General features: G+C 64.9%; 19 protein-coding genes. 5 read left to right on the top strand and 14 right to left on the bottom strand.

Translation table 11 applies throughout. From position 1 onward, the window contains the following. Window positions 1–28 precede the first annotated feature (28 nt). Complete coding sequence (locus LQ757_RS06270; RefSeq protein WP_231046376.1) at window positions 29–871, bottom strand: aggregation-promoting factor C-terminal-like domain-containing protein; 843 nt, start codon at window positions 869–871, stop codon at window positions 29–31. Window positions 872–1,245: 374 nt separating this feature from the next. On the opposite strand from LQ757_RS06270, the gene LQ757_RS06265 reads away from it, so the two are divergent. Continuing rightward, the gene (locus LQ757_RS06265) at window positions 1,246–3,498 is read left to right on the top strand and encodes a LuxR family transcriptional regulator (protein WP_231046375.1); all 2,253 of its coding nucleotides are present in this window, start codon (window positions 1,246–1,248) and stop codon (window positions 3,496–3,498) included. A gap of 15 nt (window positions 3,499–3,513) precedes the next feature. On the opposite strand, the gene LQ757_RS06260 is transcribed toward LQ757_RS06265, so the two are convergent. Beyond that, window positions 3,514–3,864, bottom strand: a complete 351-nt coding sequence (locus LQ757_RS06260; RefSeq protein ID WP_231046374.1) for a carboxymuconolactone decarboxylase family protein — start codon at window positions 3,862–3,864, stop codon at window positions 3,514–3,516. Window positions 3,865–4,053: 189 nt separating this feature from the next. Between LQ757_RS06260 and LQ757_RS06255 the strand changes: the two genes are divergently transcribed. Further along, on the top strand, window positions 4,054–4,449 hold the full coding sequence (locus LQ757_RS06255; RefSeq protein WP_231046373.1) for an SHOCT domain-containing protein: 396 nt from the start codon (window positions 4,054–4,056) through the stop codon (window positions 4,447–4,449). 117 nt (window positions 4,450–4,566) lie between these two features. Here LQ757_RS06255 and LQ757_RS06250 read toward each other — a convergent pair whose 3' ends face one another. From LQ757_RS06250 to LQ757_RS06235, 4 genes are all read right to left on the bottom strand, one after another. Then, window positions 4,567–5,397 (bottom strand): NUDIX domain-containing protein, encoded by an 831-nt coding sequence (locus tag LQ757_RS06250; RefSeq protein ID WP_231046372.1) that lies wholly within the window; start codon window positions 5,395–5,397, stop codon window positions 4,567–4,569. Between the two features lie 42 nt (window positions 5,398–5,439). Then, window positions 5,440–6,633 carry a Fic family protein gene (locus tag LQ757_RS06245; protein ID WP_231046371.1) on the bottom strand — a complete coding sequence of 398 codons (1,194 nt, stop codon included), beginning with the start codon at window positions 6,631–6,633 and terminating at the stop codon, window positions 5,440–5,442. A gap of 68 nt (window positions 6,634–6,701) precedes the next feature. Next, entirely contained in the window at window positions 6,702–7,304 is a 603-nt protein-coding gene (locus LQ757_RS06240) for a hypothetical protein (protein WP_231046370.1), read from the bottom strand. 174 nt (window positions 7,305–7,478) lie between these two features. Beyond that, a complete protein-coding gene (locus LQ757_RS06235) occupies window positions 7,479–8,150 on the bottom strand; it encodes an NUDIX hydrolase (RefSeq protein ID WP_231046369.1) in 672 nt (223 codons plus the stop codon). Between the two features lie 70 nt (window positions 8,151–8,220). Between LQ757_RS06235 and LQ757_RS06230 the strand changes: the two genes are divergently transcribed. Both LQ757_RS06230 and LQ757_RS06225 read left to right on the top strand, forming a co-directional pair. Next, window positions 8,221–8,643 (top strand): DUF1801 domain-containing protein, encoded by a 423-nt coding sequence (locus LQ757_RS06230; protein ID WP_231046368.1) that lies wholly within the window; start codon window positions 8,221–8,223, stop codon window positions 8,641–8,643. Further along, window positions 8,640–9,137: a GNAT family N-acetyltransferase gene (locus tag LQ757_RS06225; protein ID WP_231046367.1), complete on the top strand. Its 498-nt coding sequence runs from the start codon at window positions 8,640–8,642 to the stop codon at window positions 9,135–9,137. The genes LQ757_RS06230 and LQ757_RS06225 overlap by 4 nt, the downstream gene beginning before the upstream one ends. Before the next feature lie 22 nt (window positions 9,138–9,159). Here LQ757_RS06225 and LQ757_RS06220 read toward each other — a convergent pair whose 3' ends face one another. Next, entirely contained in the window at window positions 9,160–9,597 is a 438-nt protein-coding gene (locus LQ757_RS06220) for an SRPBCC family protein (RefSeq protein WP_231046366.1), read from the bottom strand. Window positions 9,598–9,602: 5 nt separating this feature from the next. Continuing rightward, a complete protein-coding gene (locus tag LQ757_RS06215) occupies window positions 9,603–10,502 on the bottom strand; it encodes an AraC family transcriptional regulator (protein ID WP_231046365.1) in 900 nt (299 codons plus the stop codon). A gap of 244 nt (window positions 10,503–10,746) precedes the next feature. Between LQ757_RS06215 and LQ757_RS06210 the strand changes: the two genes are divergently transcribed. Further along, a complete protein-coding gene (locus LQ757_RS06210) occupies window positions 10,747–11,667 on the top strand; it encodes a CPBP family intramembrane glutamic endopeptidase (RefSeq protein WP_231046364.1) in 921 nt (306 codons plus the stop codon). A 664-nt stretch (window positions 11,668–12,331) separates the two neighbouring features. On the opposite strand, the gene LQ757_RS06205 is transcribed toward LQ757_RS06210, so the two are convergent. From LQ757_RS06205 to LQ757_RS06180, 6 genes are all read right to left on the bottom strand, one after another. Further along, window positions 12,332–12,721 (bottom strand): hypothetical protein, encoded by a 390-nt coding sequence (locus LQ757_RS06205; RefSeq protein ID WP_231046363.1) that lies wholly within the window; start codon window positions 12,719–12,721, stop codon window positions 12,332–12,334. A gap of 1,117 nt (window positions 12,722–13,838) precedes the next feature. Further along, the gene (locus tag LQ757_RS19305; protein ID WP_304504430.1) at window positions 13,839–19,622 is read right to left on the bottom strand and encodes an SAV_2336 N-terminal domain-related protein; all 5,784 of its coding nucleotides are present in this window, start codon (window positions 19,620–19,622) and stop codon (window positions 13,839–13,841) included. Next, window positions 19,622–20,587 carry an AAA family ATPase gene (locus tag LQ757_RS06195; protein WP_231046361.1) on the bottom strand — a complete coding sequence of 322 codons (966 nt, stop codon included), beginning with the start codon at window positions 20,585–20,587 and terminating at the stop codon, window positions 19,622–19,624. The genes LQ757_RS19305 and LQ757_RS06195 overlap by 1 nt, the downstream gene beginning before the upstream one ends. A gap of 11 nt (window positions 20,588–20,598) precedes the next feature. Further along, window positions 20,599–22,779: a VMAP-C domain-containing protein gene (locus LQ757_RS06190; RefSeq protein WP_231046360.1), complete on the bottom strand. Its 2,181-nt coding sequence runs from the start codon at window positions 22,777–22,779 to the stop codon at window positions 20,599–20,601. Beyond that, a complete protein-coding gene (locus LQ757_RS06185) occupies window positions 22,766–23,962 on the bottom strand; it encodes an alpha/beta fold hydrolase (protein ID WP_231046359.1) in 1,197 nt (398 codons plus the stop codon). Before LQ757_RS06185 ends, LQ757_RS06190 begins: the two co-directional genes overlap by 14 nt. Window positions 23,963–24,213: 251 nt before the next feature. Continuing rightward, a complete protein-coding gene (locus tag LQ757_RS06180) occupies window positions 24,214–24,513 on the bottom strand; it encodes a hypothetical protein (RefSeq protein WP_231046358.1) in 300 nt (99 codons plus the stop codon). Window positions 24,514–25,098 lie beyond the last annotated feature (585 nt).

Raw genomic sequence — 25,098 nt, 5'->3', positions numbered from 1 at the left:
GGCGGTTGCGGCGAGCGCACCCGATCGGCTAATACCAGCCGTTGGCTTCGACGTGCGCCCATGCCCCGCAGGGGGTGCTGTAGCGGCCGGCGATGTAGCCGAGTCCCCAGACGATCTGGGTGCGCGCACTCGTCGCCCAATCGGCTCCGGCGGAGGCCATCTTGGAGCCGGGGAGCGCCTGCGGAATCCCGTAGGCGCCGCTCGGGTTGCTCGCGTACACGTTCCATCCCGATTCGTAGTTCCAGAGCGCCACGAGGCATCCGAACTGGGCCGGCCCCCATCCGTACTGGGCCGACATCAGGTCACGTGCGATCGCCTGCGCCTCGCTCGGGTTCGCCGGCGGAGCAGGCGGCGACCCCGATCCGCCACCCGACTGGTCAGGCGCGGACTGCTCGGCCTGCTCGGCTGCCGCGCGTTCGGCTTCGGCCCGTTCGGCGGCCGCACGTTCGGCGGCCGCCTTCTCGGCTGCGGCCTTCTCGGCTGCGATGCGGTCGAACTCGGCGACCCGGGCACGCACCGTCGCAGCCTGCGCGTCGGCGAGGTCGACGAGTTCGAAGATCCGCTCGGGCGCGAGCAGCTCGAAATCGCGCAAGGCGGCGACGGATGCCTCGAGCTCGGCGGAATCGGACTTGCCGCGTGCCGCGGCGATCACCTGGGCGGCACCGTCGAGGGCGGTCTCGGCGTCGCGGGTCGCCCGAGCCGTGAGCATGAGGCCGTGCGAGTCGAGCTGATCGGGGGCGCGGTCGACGCTCGCGGTCAGTTCCTCGGTCGCCGCGATGCTCGCGGCGGTCTCATCGGCCGCGGTTCGAACGAGCAACCCGGTTCCCGCGGTCGCGGCGATCCCCACGACCGCGCCGATCGCGAGCGCCATCCGCAGTCGATCCCCGCGCACCCGGCGATGCAGTCGTGGCGCTGCCCCCGCCGTTGACTCGGACACAGGGGTTCGCGGGTTCAGGGGGTCGTCTCGCATGTGGATCACCGTGGAATCGCGCCACGAACGTGCCGATCGATTCCGGTCTCTCGATCCGCGAGCGCTTTCCGCTCACGGAAGCTGCTGATTCCGCGACAGAATAGGGAGCCTTCCTCAGGTCCGCAACCGCGGCCACAGGCTGCGCTCAGGCAGCGTCCCCAGTGCTCACAGGCGGCATGGAAGCCGCGGTAGGGCGACGCTCAGGCGGGAATGCCGTGAGCGTCCCCCGGACGGGGGCTCTTGAGGCGGCACGCGCGCGATCATAGGATTCGAGCGTGTTCGAGGAAGCCCCGGCACCGTCGACATCCGAGGTCGAACTCGACCGACTGCTGCTCGACGCGAAGCTCACCGTTCCGGAGCGTCCGGCCCGAGGCTCGGTGAGTCGTGTCGCGCTCATCGACGAGGCACGGGCCGGCGGGCGGCGCGTCGTCGGCGTCACCGCACCGGCCGGATACGGCAAGTCGACGTTGATGGCCGAGTGGGCGCAGCTCGAGCGCAGGCCCGTCGCCTGGGTTTCGCTCGACCGCTTCGACGACGACCCGGCCGCCCTGCTCGCGCTGCTCGCGGAGGCGTACGCCGGCATCGCACCCGGCATGGAGCACCTCGCCGAGGATGTGCGGGGCCACGGTGTCTCGGCGCTCGGCCGCGCCGCCCCCCTGCTCGCGGCGGTGTTCCGGGCGACCCCCACGCCGTTCGTGCTCATGCTCGACGACCTCCACGAACTGCGTTCGCCCGCATGCCACGACGTGCTGGGCGTCGTGCTCGCGGGGATCCCGCGCGGATCCCAGGTCGTCGCCGCGAGCCGTGGCGAGCAACCGCACCTGCCACGCCTTCGCGTGTCCGGTGACGCGGTCGAGATCACTGCGCGCGATCTCGCCATCGACGCGTCGGGTGCGCAGCAGATCTTCGCGGGTGCGGAGGTGCCGCTCGACCGTGACGACGCCGCCGGGGTCGTCGAACGCACCGAAGGGTGGCCCGTCGGCCTGTTCCTCGCAGCGGCGATCGCGAGAGACGGCGGTGGCGATGCGTCAGCGGTCGCCGGGGACGACCGGTATGTCGCCGACTACCTGTATCGCGAGGCCATGGCGAGGCTCCCCGAGGAGCACCAGCGGTTCCTGCGCCGCACGGCCGTGCTCGATCGGTTCACGGCGCCGCTCTGCGATGCCGTCCTCGGCATCGGCGACGCACAGGCGATGCTGCGCGAGCTCGAGGCGTCCGACGCCTTCCTGGTCGCGCTCGACCGTCGGCGCGAGTGGCACCGCTACCACGCGCTCTACCGCGAGTTCCTGCTCGGCGAGCTTCGCCGGGTCGAACCCGACCTGATCGTCGAACTGCACCTGCGGGCAGCGGACTGGTTCGAGCTCAACGGCTCGCCCGCGATGGCCGTCGAGCACCTGCTCGACAATTCGGCCGAGCGCGAACGTGCGACCCACCTCGTGGCCTCGATCGCACTCGCCACCTACCAGTCCGGGCAGCTGACGACCGTGCAGCGGTGGTTCACGGCGCTCGGCGACCGGGCGATCGAGGCGCACCCGCCGCTCACCGTGCTGGCCGGATGGATCGCGGCCCTCACCGGCCAGGCGAACGATGCCGAACGCTGGGCTGCGGCGTTCAGCACCGCGACCTTCGATGAGCCTCCCGACGACGGCTCGTCGTCGTTCGCGTCGTCCCGGGCGATGCTGCGCTCCTTCATGTGCGCCGACGGCCCGTCGCAATCGCTCGCCGATGCGACGTTCGCCGTCGCCTCAGAGCCGACGTGGAGCCAATGGCGCGATCAGGCTCTCGTGCTGCTCGGCGAAGCACAACTGCTCACCGGTGCACGGGAGGAGGCGCAGGCCTCGTTCGCCGAGTGCTCGGCCACGGCGGCGGTGCGCGGCAACATCGATGTGCTCATCGTGAGCGAGTCCGAGTTGGGCCTGCTCGCGCTCGACCAAGGCAGGTGGGACGAGGCTGCGTCGCACGTGCAGGCCGCGCTCGCCGCGATCGACCGCCATCGAATGCACGACTACGCGACCGCCGTGCTCGCGTTCGCCGGCGCGGCTCGCCTCGCGATGCACCGCGGCGACCTGGCCGACGTGCAGCGGCAGTTGACGAGGGCCATGCGCACGCGACCGACCTGCACCTATGCGATCCCCTACCTCGCCGTGCGGTTGCGGCTCCAGCTGGCCAAGGTGCACTGGGCACTGGGCGATCATGCGACCGCGCGCCACCTGCTGCGTGAGATCGACGACATCCGGTTGCATCGCCCCGCACTCGGGACGCTCGTCGACGAGGTCGCCGACTTCCGCGGGACGATCTCGTCCACCGAGTCCTCGGATCCCGGAGGCGGGCCGCCGCTCACACCCGCCGAGCTGCGGCTGCTGCCGTACCTCCAGACGCACCTGTCGATCCGCGAGATCGGAGAGCGCCTGTTCATCTCGCGGAACACCGTCAGTTCGGAGGTCGGCTCGATCTATCGCAAGCTCGGAGTGTCGGCGCGCAGCGACGCCGTCGAGGCGGCGATGGCCCTCGGGCTGCTCGGCGCCTGACTCCGCCACCGTCGGCTATTCTGCCGGCGGCCCCGCCGTGGCATCCATCGCATCGTCGAGGTCGTATCCGAGCGCGAGCGCGACCTTCGGCGCAGCGGCGACGACCAGCGGGAACCCGACGACGGGGATGATGCCCACGAGCACGTCGACGATGTCCTGCGGCGACGCGCCCGCGCTCACGGCGGCGTCGGCCTGCGATCCGAATGAGGGCTCCGCGCCGCCGACGGCGACGAGGGCGGCGATCCGCGCGAGCGCCAGGGTCTTGGCGTCGAGGCCGTCGGGCATGACCGCGACGTCGCCGAGGTCGTCTTCGGCCAGTCGTTCGTCGTTGATCGCCAGTCGTCGGAGCCGATCCGCATAGTCCACGTCGTGCCTCCAATCCCGGTCGATCGAGCATCTCCAAGTGCACGCGACCTCGTCGCCCGACGCATCATGCAGATCAGGTGAATCGCGCAGCTTCACCTGATCTGCGTGATGTCCACCGGTTACCGCGGGACTAGCTTTCGGGCAGGGAGATGCCGAGGAGCGGCGTCGCCGAGCTGAAAGGGGCCTCCCATGCTGAACACCTTCTGGGACTTCCTGGTGTGGCTGTTCTGGTTCTACATCCTCATCGCGTGCATCTGGATCTTCATCACGGTGATCATCGATATCTTCCGTGATCGCACCCTCAACGGCTGGGCGAAGGCGCTCTGGGTGCTCTTCCTCGTGCTCCTGCCGTTCCTGGCGGCGTTCATCTACCTGATCGTGCGCGGGCGCAGCATGGGCGAGCGCAGTGCGGCGATCGCGCAACAGGCTCAGGCCGAGAACGCCGAGTACATTCGCAGCGTCGCGGGCGGCGGCGGATCGTCGGCAGCGGCCGAGATCGAGAAGAGCAAGCAGTTGCTCGATTCCGGCGCCATCACCCAGGCCGAGTTCGAAGCGCTGAAGGCGAAGGCGCTGCAGACCTCATAGCTGCAGCACGTCTCCGGTGAAGGCCGGTCGCCCCTCGGGCGACCGGCCTTCATGTAGGTGTCGCGACATCCGATCAGCCGTGTCGATGGGATGCCTCTCCACTGCGCCGCGCGGCGCTCATCGAGGCTCGGCAGCGGCGACACGGGCGACCCGGGCGAGCAGTCGGCGCGTGGCGATGACGTGCATGCCCAGGCCCAGCAGCAGCATCCGGTACACCGCGCCACCCGGCCCCGGGAAGACGGCGCGCGTCTCGGCACGGAGCGTGCTGCGGCCCGGACCGAGATCGTCGATCCGGAAGACGAGTTCGTAGTCGGAGAACCGGTGGCGCCCGGCGAGCGCGAGACGCGACGGGCGATCGGCGGCCGTGACGTGGAAGCCGGGCACACTCGACCACTCCTCGAGCGGCCGGGGGCCGGATGCCGCGGCATCATCACACCTCAGCAGCGTCGCGAACCACGGCGAGCCGGCGTGCTCGACGACGCGTTCGAGCGCCGACCATACCGCCTCCCGATCGGCCGTGACGATGACCGCGTGCTCGTCGATGTGCGGCAGCGGCGGGACGATGCCGGCACGGCGCAGGTGGTCGACGAGGTGCGACGTCAGCCGCAGTGAGTGGAGCTCGTCGGGCGAGACCCACCGCGCGTCATCCGCGTCGTCGCCGTGGCCGAGCACGCCGCCGGCGACGGTCGCCGCGAAGTCGTGGATCTCGTACTCCCGCCCGTCACCGATCGGCACTCGCACCGTCCAGAGTTCACGGCCCACCTCGACCCGGAGGCCGGTCTCCTCGAGCGCCTCCCGCGCGGCGGCCGCCTCGAGCGACTCACCCGGTTCGACGTGCCCGCCCGGCACCGACCAGCGACCCCGCTGCGGCTCGCGGCCGCGCTTGACGAGCAGTATCCGCCCATCGGAGGCGGTGATGACCGCGCTTGCGGCGAGCACGACGTCCATGCCATCACCGTAGAACGTGCAACGGGCCCCGATCGGCACGCGTCACCATCGGGCGCGGCGGGCGCGGGCGGCGAACGCGTCGAGCGCGGCGAGCACCTCGGTCGCCTGCCACACCCGGTAGCGCGCACCGCCCGCGGCCCGAGTGAGCACTCCCGCAGCGGCGAGCTTGTCGATCGAGGTCTGCGCCGCGACCTCGCTGACTCCGACCGACTCGGCGACCGACGCGGCCGTCACGATCGGGTGCTGCAGCAGGTGCGCCTTCACGCGGTGGACCGAGGCATCCGAGCGTGCGCGAACGAGCGCGTCCCAGCTCGCGGCGATCTCCTGCAGCTCGCGCACCAGGGCGCGTCCGTTCGCCACGGCGCGGAACGCGGCCTCCGCGACAGCCTCGATGATCGCGTCGGGCTGCCCCTGCCGGTATCTGGTGAGCGCGAGGAAGTACGCGTCGAGATCGCCGAGCAGGCCCGCCGAGACCGGCACCGCCACGTTGCGGGTGACGTCGGCGGCGCGGAGCATCCCGTGCAGCAGGGCGCGCCCGGTGCGCCCGTTGCCGTCGGGGAACGGATGGATGGTCTCGAATTGGGCGTGCGCGATCGCCGCGTGCGCGAGCGCCGGCACGTCGGTGCGGTCGGCGAACTGCACGAGGTCGGCCATGAGCCCCGGCACGCGGTCGTGATGCGGCGGGACGAACGTCGCGTGGTGCGGCGAGAACGAACCGCCGCCGATCCACACCTGCTGATCGCGCCATGCGCCGATGAAATGCGGGGCGGATGTCTCGAGCAGGGCCTCGTGCATCGCGATGATCGCCTGCTCGTCGAGGCGATCGGCGAGCGCGATCGCCGCCCGCATCGCGCGCACGTTCGCCACGACGAGCCGGGCGTTCTGCGAGTCGGAACGATCGAGTTCGGCGAGCGCGACCTGCTTCGCGCTCGCGGTGAGGTTCTCGACCTCTGAGCTCGAGGCGCTCTCGGTGCGCAGCAGGATGGCGGCGAACGGCGCCGCGAACGAGCCGGCCTCAGCGTCGAACCGAGTGAGCTCCTTGCTCGCGTCGTCGGCGATCGCGAGCGTCTCGGGGCGAAGCCGTACCTCGCGATCGGCGATCAGGGGGACGAGCGAGGCACGGTACTCGCCGACCGCGGCGCGCAACTGCCGTCGCGAGGCGACCTCGTGCTCGGCGCGGTGCCACGGTCGCGCCTCGTTGCCGACCGCGGGCCACGTGGTGAGATCTGGCGTCATGGCTCGATTCTAACCTAAGACTGAGCCATAATCTTTGGTTAGGATCGAGCGGGTCAACCGTTCCGGTGTCACACCCTCACCGTGGGAACCGCTGCTCGACGAGACAGCTGGGGCTTGGCACGCACGAGCAGGCCGACCAGACCCGCCAGCATGATCACGAAACTGACCAGCACGATGCCGTCGACGCCTGTGGCCTGGCCGATGCCGTTCAACACGGTGCCGACGATGACAGCCCCGGCCGCCCAGGCATTCGATCCCACCCACTCGAGCGCGATGAGTGCGAGGCCGATGAAGAACAACGAGGGCCCGACCCAGAGGAAGGGCACCGCGATCTGCGGTGCGTCGAGTGCGGCGCTGAGGGCGTCATCGAGCATCGGGTCGGCGGGCAGCGTCCACAGCATGAGGTCGATCGCGACCATGCCGCCGAAGGCGATGGCGCCGACCATGACGAGGGCACGCGCGACCCGGCCGAGCCGGCCGACGGCCGACCCCGAGGTGGCGAGCGCACCGCCCGCAGCACCGATGAGGATCAGCCAGTGCGCCCAGTCGATGGGCTGCTGGGCGTCGATGAAGTCGCGCCCGAACGAGAACAGCAGCTGCCCGACTCCCATCGCCGCAAGCGAGGTCGCGAGGACGAGGACTGCGCTCCTGGTCGGCGAGATCTGTTCCATGGCCGCAACGTAGCGGCAGGGTCGCGGCGCGGCCAGAGGGCTGGCCCCCCGCGCGCTGCGGGGGTTCACCCCCGCGGACGGGACAGCCCGGGGTCAGGCAGGCGATCGCAGGTCCGCGAGCGCGTCGACAACCAGTTCCTCCATCAGGGCACCTCCGTTTTCCGCGTCGCCGGTTCAGGGTTCGACGACCCTGCGGTCGTCCCACTCGACAGCCCACCCCAGATCTTCGAACATGCGTGACAGCACCATCGCCGTGAAACCCCACACCACCCTCCCGTCGACGGCGAACGCCGGCGAATGGTACACCTCGCCGGCGAACCGGTGCTCGGTCATCGCGCGATTGGCCGGATCGACGAGGTCCGCGACCGGCACGCGGAAGGTGTCGACCGTCTCGGCATGGTCGACGGCGGCGACCTCCGACGGACGACTCCACCACGCAGGAACCGGCGTCACCAGGTGGTTGCTGACGGGCACCGGGAACGGCGTCAGTGCTCCGAGCACGTCGACACCCGACGGGTCGAGCCCGGTCTCCTCGACGGCCTCGCGCAACGCCCCGGCAGCGGCATCCGAATCGGTGGGCTCGAGCCTGCCGCCCGGGAACGCGATCTGTCCGGCATGGCTCGAGAGCGTCGCCGCCCGTCGCTGCAGCAGCACATCGAGGTCGCGGGCGACCGCGTTCGAGGCGCCTGCGGGCACCGAGTCGAGGACGCCGAAGAGTACGAGCACGGCGGCGTCCCTGACCGGGGCGTCGTTTCCCAGCATGGGCTGCGGGCCGAGCCTCCAGTCGATGCCGCGTTCGCACAGCGCCACCAGGTCGGCGCGTGCGTCACTCGAGGCGGTCGGCATGCCGTCAGCCTATGGTGCGCAGGTCGCGGAGTGCTCGCGCATCAGGGACGCACACGCGACAATGAATGGCATGGCCGAGAACAAGACACAGCCGACGGATGCCTCGGTCGCCGACTTCCTCGAAGCGGCGACGCCCGCCCGACGCCGCGACGACGGCAACGCCCTTGACGGGATCTTCCGCGAGGTGACGGGCGTCGAACCCGTCATGTGGGGTCCGTCGATCGTCGGCTACGGGAGCTACCGTTACCGGTCGCCCGTGAATCCCCGCAACGAAGGCGACTGGCCCAAGGCGGGGTTCTCGCCGCGCAAGGCGCAGCTTTCGATCTACGGGATCAAGGACCTCCCCGAGGGCGCCGCGCTCCTCCCGCAGCTCGGCACGTACACCGAGGGCGCCGGCTGTGTCTACGTGAAGAAGCTCGACGACATCGACCTCGACGTGCTGCGCCGGCTCATCGCGATCGCCTGGTCGCGCGGAGACGACCCCACGCCATGATTGCGGACGGCGGAGTGAATTCAGCTGAGGGGTTCGAAGTGCGCCGCGCGACGACGGCGGATGCGCCGGTCGTGGGGCGGTTGCTGTTCGACTTCAACACGGAGTTCGAGTCCGAGACACCCTCCGCAGATCAGCTGGCCTCTCGATTCGAAACGCTGCTCAATCGTCCCGATGTGCTCGTACTGCTGGCTGAGGGCGCAGGCGCACCTGCGGTCGCGTTCGCGTACCTCACGTTCCGTCCGACACCCTACGGCGACGGCCCGATCGCGCAACTCGAGGAGCTCTACGTGCGCCCGGAATTGCGCGACCAGGGCATCGGCACCGACCTGCTCACCGCCGCGCTGGCGGACTCGATGGAGCGCGGGGCGATCGAGATGTATATCAACGTCGACGAGGTCGACGTCGACACCCGCAGATTCTACGAGCGGCACGGGTTCGTGAACATCGAGCCCGGCAGGGACTATCGCATGCTCTTCTACATGCGAGAGCTGTGACTCGGGGCTGCACGCGCTCTGGTCATCCTGACTCGAGATAGGCCTTCAATCTGCGAAGGTGATCCCCGTCCTCCTTCTTCATGATGCCCGCAACCATGGGGAGCATCATCCTCCGCAGTCCGCTCGCCTCCAGCTCGCAGGTCCACTTGAGCCGCGTGCCTCCGCCGTCGGGCGACAGGTGGTAGTGGTACTCCACCTTGATGCCTTCGGCTTCGGTGCTGATGCTCACCTGCGTGTTCGGTTCGTAGGCGCTCACCAGGAGGTCTGCGCTGGCCTCCTTGCCGTTCACGACACGGGTCTCGCGGAATTTCGTGCCGACCGCGATCGGTCCGTCGGTGAGCTTGCTGCTCGCCGTGATGTTGTCGAGGAACTCCGTTGCTCTGGTCGGGTTCGAAAGCACCTCGAAGACATCCTGAGGTGATCTTTCGATGTGTTCGTTGAACTCGAATCCCTTCATCATTCTCCTCAGTGTGTTCGTTTCAGGGGTTCGAGCGGAACGTACGCGTCGGTGAAAATGCGTTCGAGCCTGCCATCGACCTGCCGGCAGTGATAGATCTCGAATGGCGCCGCCGCCCGCAGGCAATAGTCATCGGAGGGCAGCCATTCGACCCCGATGTATGCGAAGGTCTTGGCGATCTCTTCCATCCCGCCGAAATGACGACGAGCGACGCACAGGCCGGGCTCCTGGTACCGATATCCGATCGGGTGGCTGACGTTCATCGGCACACTGACCGGGAGGCAGGCATCGAATCGGATCTTCGGTTCATCGGTCACGTAGGGATCATCGTGAGTGAGACCGACGAGGAACTCGGGCGAGTACTCGAGACCGTGCGCGTCGGCGTATTCGAGGAGTTCATCCCAGAGGCTCAGAAACGCCCGCTTGCCGGCGAGCAAGTTCTCGTATCCGTTGTGGCGGAGGAAGATCAGGTGCCGGGGCGGTGTCTTCTCGACGGCCACCGGCTCCCTTCGCATATCGAACCGCAAGGTGAGCGGAGTCTCGTCGGTGAAGCCGTCGTAGGTGCTGCTCTCCATCGTGTCAGCCACTGACGCGCGGTATGCGCGAAGCACACTGCGGAATTCGGAGGGATTGATGCCGAATTGCCGAGTGAATGCGCGGGTGAATGTCTCATGGGTCTTGAATCCCGCTTCCAATGCGATCTCGAGCACATTGTCGGGACTGACCTTGAGGCGAGCGACGGCACGCTCGAGGCGCAAGCGGCGCAGGTACTCCTTCGGGGCCTCGCCCGTCACGTAGTGGAAGATGCGATGGAAGTGGTGCGGCGAGAAGCCGGCGACAGCCGCCAAGTCGGCAAGCGGCAAGGGATCATCGAGATGTTCCTCGATATGGACGAGCACCGGGAGCACGCGCCGGTCGTATCGACCGGCCGTCGCTGCTCGAACGGGGCTCAACACCCTCTCAAGATACAAATCAGTGAGGTCGACTGCTCGACTTTTCTTGCGAATCGGTCGAGCCTCCGGGGTCCGTCATCGGATGACCTGGACAGGGGCCAGCGCAGCATCGAGCGCGCGTGGGACACTTGGCTCACTGGGACCCCAGGATCGGTCTCGCCGGTGAGCCCGCCCCTCGACGGGAGAGGAATGCACTCGCATGACCAGTGTCGACAACGCCGACCAGCCGCGATCCCCCGCTTCCCGGGGCGTGCTTGCGAAGCATCCGCTGACCTCGTTCTTCGTGATCGCCTACGCCGTCTCCTGGCTCATCGAGGTGCCGATCGTGCTCTCCGCGACGGGGGTCCTGCCCTTCACGCTCCCTCGACCCGTCATCACGATCGGCATCGTTGCCGCAACGTTCGGCCCGACGGTCTCGGCGCTCATCATGACCGGCCTGACCGAAGGGAAGGTCGGCATCGGCCGCCTGCTGCGGCGATACGTCCAATGGCGGGCGGGACTCCGGTGGTACCTGTTCGTACTTCTGGGCATCCCCGCCATCGTGATCCTGGGCGCGATCGTGGTGCCCGGAGCCCTCGCATCGTTCCAGCCGCTCATCGTCCCGCTGCTGGTCGGCTATCCCCTGGCGTTCGCGACGACGTTCCTCCTCGGCGGCCCGCTGGGTGAGGAGCCGGGCTGGCGCGGCTTCGCACTCCCACGCCTGCAGGGTCGGAACGGCCCGTTGGTCGGAAGTCTCATCCTGGGCGTCCTGTGGGCATTCTGGCACCTCCCCCTGTTCTGGAGCGGGGTGTGGACGCCGCCCACGGCTCCGAACATCGTCATGTTCGTCGTCATGATCACGGCCCTCACGATCATCATGACGTGGGTCTTCAACCACGTGAACGGGAGCCTGCTCATCATGATGCTGACGCACGCGTCGTTCAACACCTTCGCCAACAAGGTCGAGGCACCTCTCTTCCCCGCACCGATTCTGAACGAGTACGGACTGCTGCCGGTCCTGATCGGCTTCACGGTCACCGCGATCGTGCTGATCATCGCGACGCGAGGCCGGCTCGGCTACAAGTCGTCCCGCCCCGAGCAGGTTGAGCAAGCCGGTTCTCAAGGCATGCAGCGACGCTGAGTTGGCGGCCGCGACCGCGGTCTGAGCATCCCGGCGCGGCTCACCCCCGACGCAATCGGAACGTCCGCGCGCTCGGAACTGGGAGCAGCCGCTGACGGGAATACCCCAGAGCAGAATTGCGCGAAGTCCGACACTACCCGCCCCGGACACAACGAAAGCCCCTCCCGAAGGAGAGGCTTTCGCAAACGATGTCCCGAGACATCCGAAAAGGATGCCTCGACACTTCACATGGTCGGGCTGTCAGGATTTGAACCTGCGACCCCTTGGAGGGTTCAGCCCGTTTCGGGTTGCCTCCGGATGCCTCGGGAACTCGCGGATTCCCTTGTGGTAGCGGGAACCAGGCGGTTCGCTGTCTCCAATTCTATCCGGTCGTCTCCGGTCGTTCACGGTTCAATGCGATGGAAACGATGGGAACCACCGGTTTCGAGTCGAACCCGGCACCCGAGATCCTCGTCCTGTTCAGGCGTTCATGAAGCGCGGCGCCGGACACTCAACGAGCGGGACCAGTTCGTCGTTGAGGAGCTTCGCCGAAGCCGTAGCGCTTCGTCGCTTCTTCGCCTACAACCTCGAACGCGCCAGGCTGCGCTTGGCAGTCGGGGTGTCGCCAGGGCGGGCGTGTCAGTCACTGGATAGGCGTCGAGTCCTCGCCCACAGAGGGAGGGAGTCAGCCGATGCCGTACGCGGCGTTAATCCTCGCAATCTCGTCAAACCAGAACCGGAAGTCGGTGACAGAAACCCCTCCGGGGCATGTCGAGTACGGGTAGGCGATTTCATGTACGAAGTCGACGCCGCGAAGGTCCAACACGAGTCGCGTCGACGCTCTCCCGGATTGCGCCAGCTCGGTTGCGGGGCGGTTTGGGGACGAGTACCAGCGAAACTTCCAGTGGTCGCCCTCGCGATTGAGGTGAAGAAACGTGTCTCCGCGAAGACTTGGCGCGTAGACCAGAGCGAACGATTTCCCCGCCATAGTCCCCTCGAGGCCGCCCGCGCCGGGTGCCCTGGTTCCGCAGACACCGCACTGGGTTTCCTCAAGTCCGTGAATGCACTCTGTCATGAGCACAAGTCTGGCATTCGGCTTTAGCAGGCACGACGATGTGATCTGCACCGATGGCCGCGCGCGGCTTGGCGTGACCCCGAGAAGCAACCCTAAGAGCGAACGGGATTGATCGGGCATCCCAGCGCGGCGTCCCTAAACGCCAAGCGGTCTGGAGTTGGCCCCCGATGGTCAGCTCCTCGACGATGCGTCGGTTAATTCGATTGCTTATCGGCGCATGACGTGCTTCGAATGGCATGATTGCCCGACGCATCAGACTGCCTGGCCCAAGTGAGCCACCCTCCGTGGCGATCGAGGATTTCGTGATCGCCGACCGCGATTGTGACTTTGTGCAATTTGTAGACCACGACGTCGCGCGTGGCCGCGAGGCGGCGGCGATGATCCCTGCTTAGTCGGATGCTGAATCACCCGACGCCTAGGTGTGGCACCATGTCCGTCATCCTGCGGGTCATCAACCACCACCGAAGTGGCCTCCGAAGCGCGATTACTGATCGGCGAAACGTGTGACTCTGACGGGGTGACAACGCGGTGAAGTCGCAGGGCGAGTCCGCGTCAGGGTCGTCCAAGGGGTAAAAGTGATGGGTTTTCGATGGAAGGACCAAGTCTCTTAACCTCAAATGTCCCGGAAACCCTTGAGTTTCCGGGACATTCCGGTCGGGATTATCTACCTCTGTTCCAATAGATCAACGACCCTCTGTTACGGCCTCCCAGATCCGCGAGATTTCGGGAGCTATGGGGATTCTCCGCGAGAACTCCTCCCTCCTGTCCAGCGATCATGGAACCGCCTGAGCGACACGGATCGCGCCAGTGTCGCTGCCCGCTACGAAGCGGGTGAGACCTCGACTGTCCTGGCTGCTGAGTACGGCGTCGCTAAGTCCACGATCCTCGGCACCCTGCGTCCTAGCAATGTGGTCGTGCGTCGGCAGTCGTTGACGCCAGAACAGGTGAGTGAATCGGCGCGACTGTATGAGTCGGGGCTGTCGTTGTCGCCGGCTGCGAAGCGGATGGATGTGAATCAAGTGACCATGCGCGTGGCGATCATCAAGGCTGGGGTCACGCTGCGCGAGAGCCCACGAGAGCCAAGTACGCATAAGCGTCATGCGGCCACCGGTGCATTCTAGGTGAGTGTCAGCCGCGCCCTGGGATGTCCATAAACGGCGTATGCGAGTTCAGATAGGTCTCCAGCTTCGCGGGCGGCGGCTCGTGCGGACTTCGTCGCTTCGCCAAGCGTTTGACCGTCGAGGAGCGCCCGATAGAACGCGTGTACGAAGGTGGAAGATGGATCATCACTGAGTGACCATGAGCAAGTGACGAGGCCGCCGGCGCCACCACGAAGAAAGGCCTCTGCGAATCCGCCGATGGAACGCTCACCCGAGATCGTACGACCAATGTCAAAGGCGTTGAGAAACACAAACGGTGCTGCGGCAATGTCGATTCCGTCGCTTACGCCGAAGTCAGCTCGCAGGTCATCGACGGTATAGCGCCAAGCCGGGTCCTCTCCTGCGGCGGGGCTGAATTCAGCAAGCAGGAGCTCCTGCTGCGACGGTTCGACCTCAGACCATCGACAATGTCCTGCAAAGTGAAAGAGGTCGAAGCCATCCCTCATCATCGTGTGAATGCCCGAGGCATCTTCTGGCTGGATTGAGGTGGCTTGGATCACCTGCTCCAGCAGACGCCGCTCCTCGGCCGTGTTGACCAGTCGAAGGAGAGGGTCGACGTAGGTAGGGCAGACCACTTTCGCCCGACCACGAGCGACCGGGATCTCCGTCGGATGACGGTTGTCGTACACCCAGCGAATCAGGCCGGTATTGCCGAGAAATCGAACTTCTCCGTTGTCGGGCTCGCCGGGGGACGCGACGAGGTGCAGAAGTTCCCACGGTATGTCGAACTCGCCGGTGGACTGCACAATGAGACCGTCAAGTTCGTCGCGGTGTTGCCAGAGAAGGCCAAGAACCTCGGGCGGCAGGACTGACCTGGCCAGCGAGCTTCCGATTTGTGTCATCCGACGCAGCGCGGTGCGCACCCGACTGTTGGAGTCGTTAAGCTCGGCGAGCTCCGCCCGAACGCCGGCAATCCGGTTGTACAACGCCCCTACGAAACGGCGCTTGCTAGGTAGCCGAAGGAGACCTTCGGCCGTTTCGCCGCCGACACTCGCGCGGACCGATAGGCGGGTTTCACCTTCAACGAACTCCTCGTCGACTCTAAGGCTCGGCAAAGCGATCAATTCGGGGGCTGGCTCGACAATCTTCGCCGTGACCTTACTCGGCTTCGCCCCCGAACCTGACTCCGTGATCCGGGCCGTCAGTCGCAACGTCGCGAGGGGCAGGTCAGATTTCTGCCTGAACAGCAGCGATACCTCCGCTGGTCCGGATTCAGGTGCTAACAGCGTAGACACGTGCTCATAGGCGTCTTGGTTCTTATCCGGAATGACGAGCTCGAAACTTCTCGGCTCGTCTTCAGCGAGGCGGAACCTTCGGGGAACGATCGTGACAGTTATAGGTTGACGCGGGTCCGTAGTGATGGACTGAGAAGCTGTAATCCCGCTCTTCGGCTCACTTGCGCGATAGGCCAGCCGGACACGCAGGTCGAAGCTCGTACGCGCACCGAGAGGCTGCGCGAGTTCTGCAAAGACGTACACGCCCGGGAGACCGGATGCATCAGACACGATTGGAACGGCTTCGGGTGCATCCGGAGGCGCGGGCGCCGTGTCCGGAAGTTCCGACGATGGCGTATCGTTCTCTAGATCGAGACCGCTGTCTCCCCTGCGCAACGCCACCTCCTGACGCGCGTACTCCAAGGTCGTGATGCGGTCAGGGTCGCCAGGCAGCTTGCGTGCGAGTTGTAGCGCATGCGACAAGGCCTTTTCAACTGATGTCATGGCATCGAGAGGGAGACTACGAACGGCTTGCGTGAATGCCCGGGCGGCTTGATACCCGACGAAGGGCGCCTCAACCTCGGGATTGTCCAAGCGTTCGGCAAGCCACTCAAGTCGATCGGCACGTGGATATGCGCTCAGGATGGCGATTGCCGCAAGTCGTTCGCCAGCGGACGAACTTCGCTCTAGATCTCCAAGTAGTGGGCGCACGACGGGCGCCAACGAGACCATTGAGTTGAAGATTCGAGTCATTTCGCCTGTTCGCTCTGGGCCAGAGGTCATCGCTTGACGTATTGCGTCATACCTCTCGGCGAGCTTTCGTATTACCTGTTCTTGGTCCGGGGGCACTGGCGCTTCGTCGCTACCGTCACGATCCGTTGTGATGCCGTCGGGGGGAGGTTCAGTTGTGGGTGTCTCGGTCGGGGACGGGGCCGCGGTCGGCGGAAACGCATTTGTGGGGGCGAGGAGGAGGCGACCACCGAGCACCTCTTCGCCGTGGAACTCGGGTGTCTGCCGGCGGTTCGGGCCAAACTCCTCGACCAGCTGCCGCACGAATTCGCGGTTCGAGATTCTTCCCACGCTGGCCGTAAGCAGCGGTATGGCCACGCGGGTGAAGTCGCCTTGACCACCCGACTCCCAAGCGATCTCGGTGGCCCGACAGGCGCTGAACAGTACTTCGTTCCGACGCACCCCGCTGACGCGAGGTGGCTTCGGCAAGTGGGACTCAGATGCGCGAACCGCAGCGAGCGCTTCGATCCGCAGAGAGTCGGCCGTCCTTCTATCCACTTCCGCACCGCGGTTGACGCGATACGCGTCAAAGTCAGCCCTAGTTAGAACGACGGCCCGCGGCAATGAGTTGCCGACGGGGGTGAGGTCAACGCGCGGCGCACGGTTCGCTGATCCCGAGTGGCAGGTATCGAAGAACACGGTGAGCGCTACGCCCTCAGGGATCACGTCCCAAATGTGCGCAAGGTCATCGTCGATGATGAGCCGCCCCTGCTTGCGGAAGTCCACGGGGCACAGCGCCTCGTCCGTCGCGATGTCGCCATCCTCCTCGTCGGCGTCGAGGTCGGGCACGAACGTGCCCTGTCCCGAAAAATGCAACGCGAGCACGTCGCCGGGGGTGGCCTGACTCACGAGCTCGAGGATGGCGCGGAGGATTGCGTCGCGGGTGGCCGCTGCATCCGTCAGCCTGGTCACGTCGAAACCGGTTGTGCGAAATGCCTCTTCCCAGGCCTGCGCGTCGGCAACGCAGCCCCGCAGGCGGTCCCCCTCGTCGGGGTAGGCGTCGACACCGATGCAGAGCGCGCGGCGGGCGCCTCGGCCACCTGATGCGGATCCTGTGCGAGCCGCAGGCAGGTTCTCATATGTCGGCCAGGGCGCTCGGGGTCGTCCACGACCATTCAGGAATGGAGTGACGCTGGCGACGCCCGCTACCCGACGCGCGACACTCTCCATGGTCGACGCGTCATTATCGAAGTTGTCGTGCGATGTCGCCGCGCTGGCCGTGCGTACTCCCACCGCATACGGGGCAAGCACCAAGGCGCCCCTTGGCGATACGCCCGTGAAGAAATCGGTGAGCTCGGCATCTCGCGTGAGGAACTTCGCCATGCCAAGGATCGGGGTCGACGTCTGCGGCTCCAGCGACGCCGACACGAGGTAGAGCAGCGACTTGTTGTAGATGCGCAGGCAGGTATCAGCACGCTCCGCCTCGTCGTCCATCGCGAAGATCGCGACGCGTCCAATCCTGCCGCTGCGCGCGTGCGGCATAACGAGCTTGGCGAAGGTGTCGACGCGCACGGCTGGCGCGAGCAGGTTGAGCGACGCGATCTCGGGGACATCCGCCTCGAATGCCGCGTCGAGCAGGTGCGAGTGGAAGATCGAGCCCGCGCTGTGGCCGACCGCGTGCACCTCGATGGCATTCGGGTGCGCCGCCATGAACTTCGCGAGGGCGCGCACGAAATAGTGCCCGCCGCCGCCTTTCGCGGCTGCCGCGGCCGCGTCGATCTTCATGTCGTTCCAGATCCGGCCGCCGCCGAGCAGCCGAGTGGCGACCTCTACGAACGAGTCCTTCGCATCCTCCACCCAGCCGCGACGACCGCCCGACGCCCACTCCCGCATCGCGTCCCAGAGCTCCGCGCCGAGGCCGGTCTCCCACACGAAATGGATCGGATAGACGCCGTTGTCCTTCCACCAGGCCACCTGCTGCTCGGCGACGCCAAGACTCGTCTCCTTGTCCGTGAGTCCGCCCTGCGCGTAGAGCATGACTGGCACCGGACCGGGCTCATGCGCTGCGATGAACGCGGGCAGATGCGTCTCGAAAATGGCGTCGATATCAGCCCTCGTCGTATGAAACTCGTCGACCGGTTCGGAGGACGCGGGCGCGGCGAGTTTTCCACCCTCGAGGATGACAACGTTTGGTTTGAGGTCGACGAATTGACCAGGTGGGGTCTCTTCACTCGCACTCCCAGGAGGAGCGGCCGTGTCGTCCCGCGACGAGGGCCCGGCCGCGCGAGCGATCGAGTCCGGTGTTTGGAATCCAAACCGCTCGCCGAGAGACTGGATTACTGCACTCATCCCCGCCGTCGGCGCAGCCACCGAGCCCTCCATGATGGAGAACGGCGCCGAAGATGGATTCGATGCTTCCAGATATGGACTCACGACTCGCCACACATCGAGCGTCGTTGTCACGGTGAGATACCGCTGTAGGAGCTCGCGAACTCCCGGGTGGAACTCGAAATTGCCGGTGCCTGGTTCTAGTTCGAACAGCAATCCACCCGCGAGCACCTCGGCGAGTTGCACTTGTGTTGCACCGGGAACCAACCGATCGAGGAGCAGTCGAGCGATCGGGAATGTCACCTCGACGGCCGACAGCATCGTGGCAAGTTGGGAGGCTTCCATTGACACCGTGGAGCGGAAAATGTCAAGGCGCTCGTCGGGCGACCGCTGACTCACATCCGTTCGATCATCTCCCAGGGGTGTGGGAGGCAGGGTTACGCCGGCGACAGACGCCCCAGATCCCATCAGCATGCGCGCCCAGGACGTGAGGCGATCAGTATCGAGGCTAATGACGGGCAGCACGTTCGCTCGGGTCGGTGACAGCCACCACCATGGCAACTTGACGTTCAGATTTCTGTTCGGCTCACCTCGACGGTCCGCCGAGACACCTGCGTCCACATTGCCGAGTGCCGTGGCGGCCCAAAGCCGCTCGGGCAGCACCTGCACCAATGCGACCGGCCCACTGCGGCCCCACAGGTCAATGGCTGCCCAAATATCCGGACGAGTCCACATCGCTCCGACGCAATCGGACACGACCAGGGTGAGACGGCGGCCGTTGTAGTCAATCAACTCTCTGATGCCGTGTCTCCGGTCAGCCGCCGAAACGAGTTCAACACCAGCGGTCCCCTCAACGAGCTTCCACTGCACGACGCGGTCGAAAGCGCCGTACCGTTCGAAGAGTCGCGTCAGCGCACTCACGGTCGATCCCCACGGCAACATCGTTGGTCCCGCATCGAGAACGATGGAAAGCTCCTCGAACCAACGAACCTTAGCCGGACCCTCAACCGGGATGAGAAGGCCCGTCGCGCAGTAGAAGTCGACGGTGCGTTCGACGTCAAGGGTGTGAAGCCGGTGGGACGCGCGCCGTACCTTCAGAGGTCGAATGGCTCGGTTGATTTCGCGTTCACCTGGCAGCGTGTTATGAGCCGGATCGCGAAGTTCGAACCCCGTCGTTGCGGCGGCCCCCGCGGACGCCGTCCGGCCCAGTGTCCGCGGCAGTCGCTCAGTTATGGGATGTGACGGTTGCGGAACATCGACGACATCATCGTCGGATGCCACCTTGGATGACGCTGGGACCGGTGGCGCCTCGACCGCTTCCGGCTCTGCGGCTTCTTCTCCTAGCTGCTCGGTCGGTTCCCCGTCAGAGTCGGAACGAACCAACCTGGCGAGCCAGAGAATGTCAGCGAGATCTCGCCATTCTGGTTCGATTCCGGAAACTTGGAGTGCTCGAATTAGTCGATCAAGCATCAGAACTCCGAGGTCAACTCCCTGAAGAGAAGCTCAAGGATTGCCTGGCGCTCCGTACTGTCCTCAGGCAACACGTTCTGAGTGACGAGGTACACGGCGTTGAGGAGTTGGTCCGTTGCTTGGGGCTTGCCCCCGTCCGTCCGAGCAAGAAAATCGTCGATGAGCCGCGACACTGCTGGAGTGTTTGGCAGACGAAGGTGGGCCGACACAATGTCCTCGAGCAATTCTTTTGTTGTGTCAGGCATCCGCAACCTGATGCACCGCCGCAGGAAGGCGGTCGGGAAGTCACGTTCACCATTGCTCGTGAGTACAACGAAAGGAAACTCGGCGCATTGAACTTTGCCTTTGTGTATGCGCACCCACTTCTGGCTTTCGAACTCCCTCACGTCAACGGCGTCCTCTTTGTGACGGGTCAGTTCGGGGATCTCGAACTCTCCACGCTCGAACACGTTGAGGAGGTCGTTCGGCAGATCGATGTCGCTCTTGTCGATCTCATCCACGAGCAGGGCACGAGGCTTGCTTCGTGGAATGAGAGCGGTACCCAGAGGACCCAACGTGAGATAGTCGCTAATCGACGTGGTGGTCTTTGTGGCGCCCTCATCGTGAGCGATTCTCTCTGCCTGCAGTCGACCGATTGCGTCGTAGCGGTAAAGGGCTTCGTTCAAGGTGCTCCGCGACGTGACGTGCCATCTCAGCACGGGCCCGAGGCTTAGCTCAAGCGCGACGGCGTCGATAAGGGACGACTTCCCAGATCCGGGAATCCCGGTGACGAGGAGCGGTCTCCGTAACATGAGGGCCGCGTTGACCGCATCGACCACCTCACGCGACGCCTGAAACGTTGCCCCAGCATGGTTCGACGAGCTGTTGGACGAACCATCATCCGAGAACACTCGCCAAGGTGGCGGCTCAGGAAGCTCAATCTCTCGAACCTTGCGGTCGCCGCGATAGATTCGCCAGTCGTTCATTTCTTCGCCCCTTATGCCATGGCCGGCAACTCTGAGCGGCGGGGCGGCAGCGAATCGGGATCGTCCCACACCAACCGCAAAGTGCTTGCAAGCCCCTCGGAATCGCCTCTCCGAAGCGCCAGCAGGCGTTCGGGAATCGTTGTGAAATCGCCGTCCGACACGAACTGTTCAAGCATCTGTTTGGCCTTGATCCAATCCGATGGTGGATCGGTCGCCCAGAAGACATAGGGTGCTCCGCCGACAATGCTTGCGATGAGAGGATCACGGCGTAGATCGTCCGGGACAGTTCCGATGGCAAAATCGAATCCCTGGAGATGCGCTTTGCTACCGGCAACCGAGTCCTGAATGGCAGTGACGCTTGATGTTCCGGAGATCCATTCAAGGGTCGGTGAGTTGAATTGCAGACTTTCGGCAATTCGTTCGACGGCATTCTTCCACTGCCTGAACACGGGCTCGTAGGCACGACGCTCCGCGACGTGAAGCGCCGTCGGCCATGCTTGCCCAAGAGGCCGGGAGGCCTCCAATGGGCTCGCTGCAAATGGCCACCTCTCAGGGAGCGCAACAAACGCCGCTCGAGGCAGCAAGAACCCAACTGAGAAAGAAGGGTAGTCGCTGGCCATCTGGATGATGAGCGGAATCGCGGCCTCCCGGAATCCGTCAGGTGTGCGTTGACACGATACAACCGACTTGGGCTGCCAACCATTGCGCGGGTCCTTCACATGGGCGACGACCTCAGCCGGCCAAGAGAATCGAGCCTCTGGCCCCTCTACACACGGGATCTCGATAACGAGTCTGGCGATGCCCTCGGCCGGTGCGGCAGCACCAGCCCGAAGCAAGTTCAAGTTGGGGCGACTGATGTAAGGATCGAAAAGTTCGTCGGGAAGCTGATTGCCCGTGAGGCACTCGAGCGAGACGGCGAACTTGGTAAGTGATTCATAGGCAGGTGGCCCCGAGTATGCAGCAGCAAACTCCAGCGCCTGCTCGAGGTCGGCGGGCATCGAACCGGTTCGCTCCGGCACCACGATTCGAAACGCCTCGTTCATTTGCTGCCGATTGATGGTGCCAAACGCCTCGACAAAGCTTGACACGGCGCGCTGACGATCGAGGAAGGTCTCGAGATCGAAAGACCGCTCCGCGGGAGTCGCCGCTCGAGCCTGCAGGGCCTCAATGAGGCGACGACGGTTGTCGAAATTGGTCACGACCAATGCAACGAGATCAACCGTCTCTTGACCGCTTCCGTCGACCTGGCCATCCAGGGCAGTAAGCAGCTCCTGTCGCAGCTCTGCCTCAGTTAGCGCGGCACCGCTCCTCAGTTCGCGCTCAACACGGTTCAACTGCCTCGGCGACATACCCGTAGATGACAAGACTTCCTGGGTCCGCCCAGACACAGGAATCCCACCACCGAACTCATGGACGTTCCGGCCTCCCCCGCCAGTCTCAAATATGCGGGTCACAGGATGCTGCCGAGTGACGCCCTTTGCGTTCAACTCCTCGAAGCTGTCGTCAATGTGCTGCACGACTTTCGGGAAATCGATCGGGAGGGAAACGTTCTGCTCAAGCCAACGAAAGAGGCTATCGGAGAACGCAGCCTCCCGCTTCAGGCGATCGTGTGTTGCATACTCCCCCTGTGAAGCGGCAAACAATGTTGATTGCGAGAGCCCACGAAAGGTCCTGCCGTTCGGATTCAACGGGCCCGACGCGAGGTCGTCGGGTATCTTCATTTCGGCCGCGAAATTGGCGCACGCATCAATGAACACGACTTGGTTGTCGAAACCGGGGAACGCATCGGAGGTCAAGTAGCGAAGGACCTGATCAACAACGAACACTCGCGGAGCGTCGGCGTACGCATCTGCCGCATAGAGCACTCGTTGTCCATCTCGGTTGAGCACTCCGTGCCCACTCCAATAGACCACCAGTAGGTCGCCTCGTTCCCTCGATGCCTTGATGAACAGATCCTCAAGATCATGCTGAGTGCCGGCGAACGTGAGGACTCCATCCGGTGCCGGGGTCTCGGCGCCAGACCATGAGCGGGCCAGCCAGACCTGCTTCGGCGGCACCGAACAGTTGACGGCCCACTGCGCAAAGCGCACCGCGTCCGAAGCGACCCCCGGAAGCGAGAAGGTCTCTCCGTAGGCGTAGTCCTCAAGTCCTATGGCGAGCACAAGGACCTTGTCGGTACTAATGGTGGCCATTGAGCGCTCCTTCGACGCCCGACCAAACTTCTGGGTTGGACCAGTACGCGCTGTGCGAGTAGGGGAACGGCTGGCCGTTGTCGACCTTGAGATCTGACACGCGCTTGGGGAAGACATCCGCGCCCAAATACGACAGAAGGTCGCGACGGTCGTAGATGTTCAACCATCGTGGAAAGTGGTCCGGGAGCGGGTCTGGCGGCTCGAGGCTTGGCAACGCCCCGATCTCGTAGAGAAACGGCGCCTGTGAACCCACTGTTATGAGGAGGTCAACGTTCGCAAGCTGCTTCCGGACGAGAAGGTCGGCGCACATGATGCCGCCGAGCGAGTGGGCGAGCAGGATGACAGGACCGTCACCACAATCTTGAATCGATTGCTCCAGGAATCGGCGCGCGTCATCGCCTCGAGCGAGGAAACGCATGATATCGCCGCCGGGATCGGTTAGCTTATCTGTCAGTTCGCCACGGTCGCGAGTGAGTCGATACGTTGCATAGCGCAGCGCTAGACCCTTGAACGGCCGCAGCAGGAAGTCCGAGATACCCATGCCGTATCCGTGGAGTTGGGTGGTAACAGCCTCGACGATGTCGTCGCGTACCTTCCCGCTCAGCGGGTCGATGCCCGCCTCCATTGAATCGACAAGTGTTTGTGCGACGATCGCTCGGGCGATCGCTTGGCGATGCATGAGCGGTTCAGGCGGGGCGGTATCCAAGGCCTGCGCGAACTCTTGCGAGGATGCAACCGTCTGGAGTGCAGCTGGAAACCAGTCCGTGAGGTGGTTGGCTGTGAGCAACGCTGTCAGCTCGTCGCTTGCGGTGAAGCCTTCGACGTCTCGACGGAGTATCGCCGCTGGCGGCTCCTGGCCGAGCGGCACCTGTGTCGAGCTGGAGTAGTTCCTGAGCAAACGCATCTCATACAGCGGATCGGTGTAGAGGACCGACCACAATGCAAGTTGCTCATCGGCAGCTGATGGTTGTTGGCCTCCGCCAGCGTCGAGATATTCCGGTATTGAAAGGCCATTTAGCTGAAGCTTGGCGCCTTCCGATTCACCCCAGAAGCAGCCTTTGACCTCGACATCCAACCCGCGATCGTCCACAGACTTCGTGATGGCTTCTAGTGTCGCTGCGTAAGCCTTGCCGCGAACACCGGTCCCGTGGACGAACAACAGCGTGGAACGGTTGGTGCCCATCTCACCCCTCCCCCCGGGGAAAGTACCGAAGCTACGTGCCGCGGTTACTCGGAAACCCTGCTTTCAGTTCCCCGATTGCACCGGCGCCCCTATCGCGCAGCATAGGACCTGAAGGCCAGCTTCCGCCATCCGCCGTTACGGATGACCGCAGTTCACACCGGTGCAGTTGGTCGGATCATAGGACGCGGCCACCATTCCCGCGTCAGTGTTGTCACCGAGTTCACCTGCGCCTGCCATTCAAGAAGGCAAGGCTAGAGCACGCCTTCCCGGCCAGTACCCTCGATCAGTCGTATTCCACCTTCACTGAGATCCGCCAGCAGCGTTGCATCAGCCCTCGTCTCCAGGGCTGCCTCAGGTAGGGGCAGCCGCGAGGGCACTGATACGCCCACCGTGAACTTTCCCGATGGAGCATCGACGCGAATACTGCCCGCGGACCCGGTGAGAAGCATCGTCGTAACCGGTTTCCGTCGTGCGACCTCACGGCCATCGATCGTGACAACGACCTCGTCCTCGACGAACCCGTCGACGAGCAGCAGCGTTAGTCGAGGCATGCATCCTCCATGGTTCCGCACTCTCATGGCGCGGCCCTGCCATGGTCCCACCTCGTCGGAACCTGCACAACGAGCCGACGCCGCCGCGAAACCTCGTCAGGTTCTCATATCCGCCCCAATCGGTGAGCTGCGGAGGTATGGAGATCCGCCTTGGGACATGTCGGAGGCAATCGCACAGAACGACTGCTTTGCGAGCAAAAGTCCTCCGAACTGAGGACAGACGTTAAGACGTAACCGAGGAATACTCGACTACACGCAAGCGTTCATTCGTGTTCTTCAAGCAGCTGGGGGGCTGGAGAAATGTGCGATGATCCGGTGAACTTCATTTCCGACGACTTCAACTCGGGCGAGACTCCGGATTTGGGTGGTCCGATCCCGGGTCCGCCGCCTGTTCCGCCTCCGTTCCCCCCGCCGCCATACCCGCCGCCATACCCGCCGGAGCCGTTCCCGCATCCTGTTCCGCCCGATGGCTTTCCTTCACCGCTCCCGAACGATTGGTGGCGATGCTGGCCTCGTCGTCGGATAAGCGGCAGGTACTCCGGTCGGCAGGCGATCGTCGCATTGTTTGGCAGGACGGTGGATCTC

This window comes from Agromyces cavernae, assembly GCF_021044935.1.
GTDB lineage: Bacteria > Actinomycetota > Actinomycetes > Actinomycetales > Microbacteriaceae > Agromyces > Agromyces cavernae.
Note: the sequence above shows the minus strand (reverse complement) of the source record. Positions and strands in the feature narration are given on the sequence as shown.